This is a genomic window from Flavobacterium frigoritolerans (assembly GCF_025847275.1).
Classification (GTDB): domain Bacteria; phylum Bacteroidota; class Bacteroidia; order Flavobacteriales; family Flavobacteriaceae; genus Flavobacterium; species Flavobacterium frigoritolerans.
In genome coordinates this window covers 95,499-106,546 of record NZ_JAOZEV010000017.1, presented here as the reverse complement: position 1 = coordinate 106,546, position 11,048 = coordinate 95,499, and the positions used below count along the sequence as shown (strand labels likewise).

The 11,048-nt window shown below is 31.6% G+C and carries 8 protein-coding genes; 2 read left to right on the top strand and 6 right to left on the bottom strand.

The window, feature by feature from the left end:
- Positions 1-423 precede the first annotated feature (423 nt).
- Entirely contained in the window at positions 424-798 is a 375-nt protein-coding gene (locus OIU80_RS17815) for a winged helix-turn-helix transcriptional regulator (RefSeq protein ID WP_264288332.1), read from the bottom strand.
- Positions 799-970: 172 nt separating this feature from the next.
- Between OIU80_RS17815 and OIU80_RS17810 the strand changes: the two genes are divergently transcribed.
- Complete coding sequence (locus OIU80_RS17810; RefSeq protein WP_264288331.1) at positions 971-1,576, top strand: FMN-dependent NADH-azoreductase; 606 nt, start codon at positions 971-973, stop codon at positions 1,574-1,576.
- 422 nt (positions 1,577-1,998) lie between these two features.
- Here the strand turns inward: OIU80_RS17810 and OIU80_RS17805 are convergent, their stop codons facing one another.
- The 5 genes from OIU80_RS17805 to OIU80_RS17785 form a co-directional block, all read right to left on the bottom strand.
- Entirely contained in the window at positions 1,999-3,222 is a 1,224-nt protein-coding gene (locus OIU80_RS17805) for a histidine decarboxylase (protein WP_264288330.1), read from the bottom strand.
- A 423-nt stretch (positions 3,223-3,645) separates the two neighbouring features.
- Complete coding sequence (locus tag OIU80_RS17800; protein ID WP_264288329.1) at positions 3,646-4,131, bottom strand: hemerythrin domain-containing protein; 486 nt, start codon at positions 4,129-4,131, stop codon at positions 3,646-3,648.
- A 125-nt stretch (positions 4,132-4,256) separates the two neighbouring features.
- Entirely contained in the window at positions 4,257-5,441 is a 1,185-nt protein-coding gene (locus OIU80_RS17795) for an OprO/OprP family phosphate-selective porin (RefSeq protein ID WP_264288328.1), read from the bottom strand.
- 7 nt (positions 5,442-5,448) lie between these two features.
- Complete coding sequence (locus OIU80_RS17790; protein ID WP_264288327.1) at positions 5,449-6,789, bottom strand: anaerobic C4-dicarboxylate transporter family protein; 1,341 nt, start codon at positions 6,787-6,789, stop codon at positions 5,449-5,451.
- A gap of 411 nt (positions 6,790-7,200) precedes the next feature.
- Entirely contained in the window at positions 7,201-8,610 is a 1,410-nt protein-coding gene (locus OIU80_RS17785) for an aspartate ammonia-lyase (RefSeq protein WP_264288326.1), read from the bottom strand.
- Between the two features lie 952 nt (positions 8,611-9,562).
- Between OIU80_RS17785 and OIU80_RS17780 the strand changes: the two genes are divergently transcribed.
- The gene (locus OIU80_RS17780; RefSeq protein WP_264288325.1) at positions 9,563-11,038 is read left to right on the top strand and encodes a hypothetical protein; all 1,476 of its coding nucleotides are present in this window, start codon (positions 9,563-9,565) and stop codon (positions 11,036-11,038) included.
- Positions 11,039-11,048: the final 10 nt, after the last annotated feature.

The following is an 11,048-nucleotide window of genomic DNA, read 5'->3' as shown; positions in this document are numbered from 1 at the left end:
GCGGGGTGCAAAAGTACTCCCTTTATTTAAATCTACAAGGCTTTTTCGAGACTTTTTTAAATCTTTTTCGAAAATTTTTTTCAATAACTTGATAATAACCAATTTAGACTTTGTCTTTGTTTTTATTTTTAAGGGATTTTCTTATTAGTGTTTCTCTTTCCATAATTTTGTTATTTAAAAAACTGATTTTTTACGAATTCTCTCCTTATATTATATAGATTCATGCCTACTTAATACATTATATAGAATACTTAAAAGTTGTCATATCCAGTTTATTGCAAAATTGGGCATTAGATATACGAATTTAGATAAGTTAAAGGCATAAATACAAATATTAGAGAATCTGTTTATTGACAGCATCTACACTCATTCACAAAACAGCAAATTTTATTAGACAATCAAAATCTTAAAATTCAAATCGCTCTATTCTTTTCTCATACTCTCTTTGACTTTTTCTCTATGTAACTCTCCCCAATTACTAAGCTCGGCTATTACATTTTTTAAGGTTCGACTATAGTCAGTTGATTCATAGATAATACTAACAGGAATCGTTGGATATACAGTACGTTTAATAAAATCATTCAATTCTAAATCTTTGAGTTCTTTTGCTAAAATTTTTGGTGATATTCCATCGATTTCTTTTTTTATTTCATTAAAACGTTTCGGAGATTGAATAAGACTAAGAATTAAAGCAATCTTCCATTTTCCATTTAAGACATAAAGCGCATCTATAATATTCCTAAGAGATCCTGCACATTCGTCCTTTGTTGGAAGTTCTTGTTCTTCAATTGTTTTCATGGAAGTAAAGATACAAACTTTCCCAAAAGTAACTGGTTTCCTTTAGGAAACTGCTATCTTTTGCATACTCCACAACGGTAACTTTGCCTTAAATAAAACCTATAAATCTAATTATTTTCAATTACTCAATTATATAGGTTATAAAAAATAAACTTTAAAAACCATATTAGTTATGAAACACATTCTTCATTTAATGTCTAGTATTCAACCTAGAGAATCATATAGCATTCAGCTGGGCAAGATAATTATCGCAAAAATTAAAGAAAAATATCCCAATAGTACGCTTGATGAATTAAATCTGGTTGATCTTGACATGCCACATCTTAATCCAGAATTACTTCGCAAACTTTTCACTCCTGCTGATCTTCTCAATGAAGAAGAAAAAAAATCGATTGCATTTTCTAATAACTTACTTGAACAATTACTAGCAGCAGATATAATTGTCATTGGTGCCCCACTCTACAACTTTACCATCCATTCAGTATTAAAAACATGGATTGATTATATAACAAGACCCGGAATAACTTTTGGATATGGTCAAGATGGGCGGCCTATTGGTTTAGTTACTGGAAAAAAGGTCTATGTTGCTATGTCCTCAGGCGGTATATACTCTGAAGGTCCTGGTCAAGTTAACGACTTTGTTGTTCCTTATTTACAGGCTTTTCTAGGATTCTTGGGAATGACAGACCTTACGGCATTTCGAGCAGAAGGATTAAAGATACCTGGATTAAAAGAAGATGCTATGAATAAAGCAATTAATAGCATAGTAATTGATTAAATTATTATAAACTTCCTTAATTATAGAAAACCTTCAGAATCATACAATTTTGAAGGTCTATTATTTTTATGAATACGAATTGTTACTCTTTTATTTCATAACAATAAGAATTACAACATTCATTTTAAACAAGTTAAACCATTACAAAAAGTTTTCATTTACTTTAAAAAATTGGCTTTTATTTTGTGGTAACATTGTAGCACGTGGTATAGTAGTTTCTAAATATTTAAAAATACAGCTTAGATGAGGATTCCATACTTAAGGTACAAGTCCTGCTCTGTTGTCTTAAAGTATAAATAAGCTTTCGTTTTCTATCAATTACAATTTATCACGTTTGCTTCAACTAGTGGGCTAATGTGTTCTTGGAAATAGTATTACATTTTATCAAATATCTTTCATCTTTTAAAATTATAGATAAAGGTTTATTTGTTGTTATCTCGTGTTATTTTATGCTGATTTTGTGCCTCAAAATCTGGAACCATAGTAAAGACGACTGGCTTGCTAACTTCTGGTTTCAGAAAATCAAATTCTTTTTCAACATCCAAAACAAAAGCATCTATTATTTCCTTTGTAATACCAGGTTTGACAATAATATGACTAATCCCGTTGTGCATAGCCAACTGCCATTTTTGTCGCAATTCTTTACTTACGGAAGATATAATTAAGATGGTTAATGCATTAGGATTTCGCCAAGCATTAATCTTGGCTGTTTTTAACTTTTCAAAAGCATAATCTGCCACGTCGAGACATTCATGAAGTCGGTTACTCAGACCTGATGTTCCTAATGTTTTGATGGCGTACCACATTATTAAAGGCGTAATAGCATTCCGGGAGCCCATAATAGTATCATCTAAACTATCTATCACATTTATATAATTTGAAACCCGTTCTTTATTATGCTTAAGAACAATAACTATTCCGCATGGAATAGGCGATCCAATAAATTTATGTCCACTTATAGTAATAGAATCTGCACCTTCACTAAAATCAAAATGAGGTTTTGGTGATAAAAACTGTGCATAACTGCCACAGAAAGCAGCATCACAATGAATGTAGTGATTTTTTATATTATGCTTATCCAGAATTTGTTTCATTTGTTGAATATCATCTTTTGCCTCCTTCATAGTTGTACCTATATTTGCTACAAGAATGGCAGGGAAACCGAGATTAAATTTTACTTTTTCTTCAAGATCTTCATAATCTATTTCTCCACTTTTCTGAGAATTAATCTTTTGAGGTTTTAATCCTAATAAATCTATATATTTTTCAATACTGTAATGAGCATCTTCAGAAAAATAAACTATTCCTGAAGGGTACATCCTTTTTGCTAAATATAATCCATAGAGATTGCCTTCTGAACCTCCGTTGGTTATATAACCCCAATAATTATTCTCTTGAGCTTTCAACATTTGTGCAAAAAAATCAATTACATCTCTTTCGAAGAGATGCGTGTTCACCTCGAAAGTACCACCGGAATAAAAGGAATCACCGATATTGTTTATCGGATATTTAAGGAATTTATAAAGAGGGGTATAATCAAAATAATGTGAACAAGGATACCCCAAAATATGAGCAGATCTGTCTTCTAAATAAATCTCTAGCTCAGTAAGTTTGTCCTGATCTTCTAATGTTAAAATCCGATTCATAGTAATATCGTTTTTTGTACATTTCTATTTATTAAAGGTAGACTTATTTTTTTAAACTTGATGATTTTTCTTAAAAAAAACAACATAAACACCTGAAAGTAAATATATTACAAATACAAAAAAGAGAAACAATTTACAATATTATTATCATATTATATCCTCAAAAACCTGTGAACTACAATGAACAGTAGCTTGTTAATTCCCATACCCATTTTAAACATAGTTGTCTGACGTTTCTCTCTTAACATCTGTACAGTTTAAATTTTATTTAATGTTCTTCTAGCAGATTAAACATTTTTAAATCCCAAAACATTAACGATCCTCTATTTTATAAAACGATAATCTAATTCCACAAATGTTATTTAGGTATTTACATTATTAAATTGCTATTTTAGAGAATGACCTTTGTAATTCGCGAATTCTTTATTGCCAAAATATGTCATCCCATTCCTGATTATTAAATTCATGGGAAAGCACTTCTTCTTTTAATAAAATTTGATAGGACGGAAAATTATTTCTAATTGCATTAAATATATTTTTCTCTTCAAAGCGTATTAATGTTTCAAGGTCATCTTCAATTCGACTTAATGATTTTTCGACTTCATTTTTTTTAATAAAATGTTTTGCTAATCTGCGATGCTGTATTAATACTTTGTGTACAAATACATTTTCAATTCCTAAATTTGGAAAAATATGCTCCTTTTCTATTTTAAAATGTGGTACTAATTGATTGGTATAATGCCAATCTGCATAATTTTTAATTCTATTTGGATCAATATTTCGTTTAATACCCTTACGAATTATCGAACATAACTCTAATGATTGTATGTGGTCACGATGCAAAAAACTAAGTGCTTTTTCTACATTTATTTCATTCTCTTTATCGATTATGATGGTATTTGAATTCATTTTTTATTTAGTATTAGGATCTGAAATGCGAAAAATCAGAAAATATAGATATTATAAACCTGTTTGATACAGGATACATAAAAACCACCCAAATTGAGTGGTTACTTAGAGAAATCTAAATTTGGTTACAAAACCAGTATTGGAGCAATAATTCCAAAGCTTAATCTCCCTGTATTTGCGTCTTTCAATCCATACGTTTTTTCAGCATAAGAAGAGTAATCATATCTTCTGGCTATATAACCTAAATAAAATTTCAGGTTCAAATCTTTGAAAGGATAGTATTCAACAGTCGGAATCAGACCATAGCTAGTAAACAATTTGTTGCATGCATTAACATCGGGATTACCATTCCAATAAGAATTGTGAGTCATAAGAGTTAAGACTATGTTTACTTTTGGTTTAACTCTATACTCTGCTCTTAACCAGTTTTCGACGTATACTACATCTTTTGATGCATCCTCACCCTTAACCAATTTTTGAACAATACCTCTACGATCTAAATCTTCTGCGCTATACTTAAAATCATAATACAACAATAATTTATTGCTTTTAAACTTATTCCCAAGAGCAATATAATTCATGCTTGTATTTTTGGCCTCATTAAAGAATCCATAGCTATAAGACGTTTCAAATTTCCCTCCAAAAAAGCTTCCTTGCCAATTACTTACAAATGCCAAAGCCGTTTTCGATTCTACTGTTCCATCTGGTATATTATTATCATATTGTTCTTTTAAAATGTTTGTTCTTGAATCTAATATCTGAAACTTTAATGTGTTCTTACCATCCTTTAACTTATGGGATATACCCACACCTGTTAAATTGTGATCAGAGTTATCTAAAATATCATTATACTCCAAAATATAAATTGCATTCATATCAAATTCATACCCACCCAAATCTGCCAACAATTTTCCCATAGAAAATTTGGTTCTAGGTGCAAAATCAATAAACAAGGCGGCAATATCAGTAGTTCTATTTATGTTATCCTGACTCCCTATTTTAGGTGTTCTGGTGTATCTGTCACGAAATCTAAAACCCACTTTTTCATGAATCTTTCCTTTTATTTCAAGTCTGAATTGACTAACTGAAAATACTGATTTTGAATAATCTCCATTTTTAAATTCAGAATTAAACCCAAAACGAGTATTAAAAATAACATCAATATCTTTCAATAAAGATTGTTTGGACGTAGGGATTATCGACTGATACAACTCAAGATTCTCGCTTTGTTCTTGCGCAAGAATACTAATTGGGATCAATAATACAATGAAACACAACAACCCCCTTTTTATATTACTTATAGTTTTCATAATCATTTTATAAAATAATTGAACCTATTAAAAAACCAACTGCAACAGCAACAACAGTAGCAACAATACCGGGTAGATTAAAACTGTGATTGATAACATATTTACCGATTTTTGTACTTCCCGTTCTGTCAAAACTGATAGCTGCTAATAATGTTGGATAACCGGGTAATACGAAGAAGCTATTTACTGTAGGAAAGGAAGCTATCAAAACTAAAGGAGAAAGCCCTAAAGCAATACCCAATGGTATCATAGTTTTAACAGCTGCTGCTTGGCTAAACATTATGATTCCTAAAAGAAATAAAGCTATAGCAAATGTCCAAGGATAAGCAGTAACAACACTACCCAAAGACTCTTTGATGATAACCGAATTATTTTCCATGAAAGTAGAAGCCATCCAGACTACTCCAAAAACGGATATAACTGCCGAAGCCATAGAACCGAATAAACTAACTTGGGTAACAGCAACTGCGCTAGTTTTTGTAATTAACATCATAGCAGCTGAAGCAGACAAAGTGATTAAACAAATAACTGTTACCATTGAAACAGTACCATCATCTTTTAGAACTAAATTTTTTGTTCCAGGTCCAAAATTGGGCAGTAAATCTGGAAAGGCTCCAGCAATTACAATTAGTAAAATTGCAACACTAAAAATCATAACCGCCGTTTTAGCTCCAGTTCTTACTTTTGTTCCATTGCCTTCTGTATTAGAATCAATACTTTTAGCAAACTCTAAATCTTTCATTTTCTCAATAAAAATGGGATCCTGATTTAATTCTAGTCCTTTTTTTCTAATAACAAAACAAGCAACTAATGTCCCAACAAGACCTGCGGGAATAGCAATCATCATAACATCAAAAAGAGCTCCCGGGTAACCTAATAATACTACCAGCGCAGCTGTACATGCACTAATTGGACTTCCTGTTAAAGCTAAGTGTGAAGCAATTACCGATATACTAAGAGGGCGTTCAGGGCGTATTCTTTTCTTTGTAGCAACTTCTGAAATGATGGGCAATATAGAATACACTATGTGAGAAGTCCCAGCAAATAAACACAAAAAATAAGTTGCAAAAGGGGCAATAAAAGTAACATTTGAAGGGTTATTTCGAATTACTTTTTCGGCTAAACTTACCAAGTAATCTAAACCTCCTGACGCTTGAAGGGTTGCTGCTGTGGTTACAATAGCAATAATAATTAACATAACGTCCATAGGCGGCTCCGTTGGTTTCATATGAAACCCTAGTACGAAAATCACTAATCCGAAAATCCCCATTACACCGAGACCTATACCTTTCATTCGTGATCCGATAAGAATCGCGATTAAAAGGATTGAAAATTCTATCCAGAACATAATAATTGTTTTAAATTGATTTGATTTAGTCACAATTATACTAGGAGGTACCTAAAAGCAGGACTCCTTCCAATTATAATTGAATACTATTCTAAAAATGTTTTTTGAATCTTTGTTCTATCATCTATTTTCAAAAAGGAAACAGCAATAAAACGCTATCATTTGAGGATTAAGATTATCCCCAACAATAAAAAAAGTGTAGTGTTATCTTCATTAAGTAAAGTAAACCACTTGAATCAGCTGTATTAGAGTATTATACAACAATATCTTTTCTGGATTTGTTCCAAGTGAATTACTTACAGAAGCATTAATATAACAGATTATCAAGCCATTACAAACTATTCATTTAACATTTTCGTTTGCTTAAAACGTTAACGATAACATGGCAGGAATCTGAACATTCATAGCTATTTATGAATTTATGAATTTTGGGTTTATTAAGTTTTCTAAAGAATAAATTTCATCCCATTTCTCTTGAGTGATTTCCTTACGTTCTTCTACTACAATCTGATGTATACTTTTGTTTGTTTTAAGTGCTTCTCCAGCAATGCCTGCACATACTTCATATCCAAGAATTGGATTCAATTGTGTAACAATTCCAATACTATTCATTACCATATTAAAACAATGATCCGTATTTGCTGTAATTCCAACAATACATTTATCAACTAATGTTTCGATTGCATTACCCAAATAGTCTAATGACGTAAACATCGCAAAAGCAATAACAGGTTCCATAACATTTAATTGTAACTGACCTGCTGAAGCTGCCAACGTCACTGTTAAATCTTGACCAATAACATAAAAACAAGTCTGGTTTACTACTTCTGGAATTACAGGATTTACTTTTCCTGGCATAATTGAAGATCCCGGTTGACGTGCTGGTAAATTAATTTCATTAAATCCTGTTCTTGGACCTGAACTTAACAAACGTAAATCATTACAAATTTTAGTGATTTTAACTGCTGTTCTTTTTAGAGTACCCATAATTTGAACATACGCACCTGTATCAACTGTCGCTTCAATTAAATCTGGAGACAATGTTAGAGGAATACCTACTTCTTTCACTAAATAATCCACACAAATTTCTGGATAACCTTCTGGAGCATTTACTTTAGTTCCAATAGCAGTAGCTCCCATATTAATTTCTAACAATAAACTTTGCGCCTCTTTTAATCTCTTAATATCTTCTCCAATTGTAGTTGCATAGGCATGAAACTCTTGCCCTAAAGTCATAGGGACTGCATCTTGCAATTGTGTACGTCCCATTTTTAATACATTTTTAAACTCTACTCCTTTTTCAGAAAAAGCAACTTCTAAACCGCTTAAAATAGCAATAAAGTGATCCATTTTTAGATAAAGTGCAATTCTAAATGCTGATGGATAAGCATCGTTCGTTGACTGAGAACAGTTTACATGATTGTTTGGGTGTAGGAAATCATACTCTCCTTTTTTATGACCTAAATATTCCAGACCAATGTTTGCGATTACTTCATTTGCATTCATGTTTACTGAAGTTCCAGCTCCACCTTGAATCAAATCACTGACAAATTCCTGATCAAATTTACCTGCAATAAGCTGGTCACTTCCATAACAAATTGCTTCGGTAATTTTTGCGTCTAAAACTCCACAATCTTTATTTGCTAATGCAGCAGCTTTTTTTACATATCCTAAAGCTTTTATAAATAAGGGCTCTTTTGAAATTGAGATACCTGTAATATTAAAATTTTCTACAGCTCTAAAAGTCTGTATACCGTAATATAAATGATTCGGGATTTCTAATTCACCTAAAAAATCATGTTCTTTTCTTGTAGTTTTCATAATAAAATTAATTTCTAATTATCTAATAAATTGTTATAAGTATTTCTAAATACTTTTTCGAAAGGATTATTACTAAATTCTGCAAAGCTTGCAAGCATATTTACTGAGGAGTAATCATTATTCTGATGTAAATGTGCGCTTGCTATGATGGTAAAAGGATGATAATTATCATAACGATTCAGTTTATTTAAAAAAAAATAATTGCAAATTTTATTTGAACGTATTAGTGACCTGTTTGTTTTTGTAATTGTAGTTACTCTCATTAGGTTTATGCCATTTATACCTTAAGCAGAGAGGGCTGCGACAACTGCTGATTACAATTGTAAGAAGTAGCTGTTTGCAAAAATAATACTGAGGAAGCGTAAGATTTATGTTATAATTTATTTTGCAGGTCTCAGACACACATTCAAAAACGGGAAATTTTCTGCGATACCTTAGTACAAAAAACTCAAGATTATAGATACGATTTAAGATAAGGGGTTCTATCGCATTTGTTTTATTAAAAATCGATTGTCCTGTTCAACAATATTGTTGACATGCTTACATTGTTAGATTGCTATTTTAAAAAACGAACATTTAATAATAAAATGCAGGTTAATAAAAATACATCAACCTTATAGTTTTTTATAACTCTTTCATTATAAATCACTCTACTAAAAATTTTATGAGAAATACACTACTATTATTATTTTTATTTCTATTTCATATTGCAGTTAAAAATCATCTTTTTAAATTCAAAATTCTGTTATTCAAATAGTTGCTAGCAGTGACTCTCATTGTTAAAGACAATAAATAAATTGTAGTAAGTTTTGTCTGCTGAAATAAATTATTTCTAATAAAAAGCAATAAATATTATATAATTTTCAAATATTATTATTTAAAACTAATAATTCCTTAATTAAAGATTACGTTTACTAAAGACCCCAGTCTATATTTTAAACTAAATCTACTTATGAAAAAAATCTATTTGTTTTTATTTTTTGTCATGCAACTGACAAATGCCCAAATTGGAATCGGAACAGTTACTCCGCATGCTTCTTCGATACTGCATATCGAATCTACTACTCAGGGACTGATTACCCCAAGAATGACTTCGGCGCAAAGAATCGCAATTGCATCTCCTGCCAATGGTTTATTGGTTTTTGACACAACAGTTGGGAATTTTTATTATTATGATACACCTACATTAGTTTGGATTCAGTTAAGTGGGGACAAACAAGGAAGATTAAAATACAAGCTAATAAAATCAACTGATGTATTAGCTACAGTTTTGGCTACTGAAAAAACTGCTGGAGGCGGTACAAAATACCTTATGGATTCGACTACACTTTATGAGATTAATGGTACTATCAATGTTGATTTGCCTATTGAATTAAATGGTTGTTATGTGATTGGACAAGATTCTACAGAGGATAAACTGGTTAAAGCTTCTGGTGATCTTTTTTCGGGTACCACTGGAGGATCAATAAGGGTATTGACATTGACGGCTACAGGAGGAAATGTTTTTAATATTACTGGTTCAGGTACGTTAACCCAAAATATTATTATTAGAGACTGCATCGTTGCGGGCTCAGCAACTGTAGGTAAACTTCAAAATTTTGCTTTTGTTTTTGTGAGTATTGTTCAATATATCGGTAATGGAGCAGGAATAGTGTATCAAGATATTAGTAAGTTACTGCTTAGTAATGCGGGATGGTTTGGTAACAATGTGGGAACTTATGAAAAATTACAAGGTACTTTTGGACTAGTAGCCAAACAAGGAGGATTTAGTGAAGTCATTGGAGCCAGTATAGGATTTGATGTTTCTACTAATCCCGTAATTCAAGGTGATGCGGTATTAGAAACAGTAGTTTTTACTGGTACTCTAACCACTGGAAAATATGTAAACGGATATAATCCTGCTACCTACACAGGATTTAATTTTAATAATAACTGGACTGTAAAATGTACCGGGATTCCAACTGAGGGTGATGCTCAAGCTACAGGATTAGTATATCTAAACCGTGCTGGTACATCTCAAGTTACAACTCCTATCGGTACAACTGGCACAGGTGCAAAACTGGCAATTACTGCGGGATTGTCGTCTAATCTCTATAGAGCCACGGCAACTACAAACAATAACATTGCCTATATGGGCAAAAAAGGAAGGATATTCCAAGTAAATTGTGCTTTGTCTTTTGTGAGTACGTTGGGGGTTGGAAATACGGAGTATATATTTTATTTTGTACGAATCCCTGCCGCAGGAGGCACAGATCCTCAAGTATCTTCTGAGGCATTTATTGACACCAATGCTGGTTATGTTCAATCGTTTCCAATTCAGGGATCGGTCTTTCTTAGTACAGGTGATTCTGTAGAGTTATGGATAAAACGTAACAATGCCAATACACAAAGTGTAACGGTACGTTCATTTAACATGACAATAAAATAGTATAAGTTTT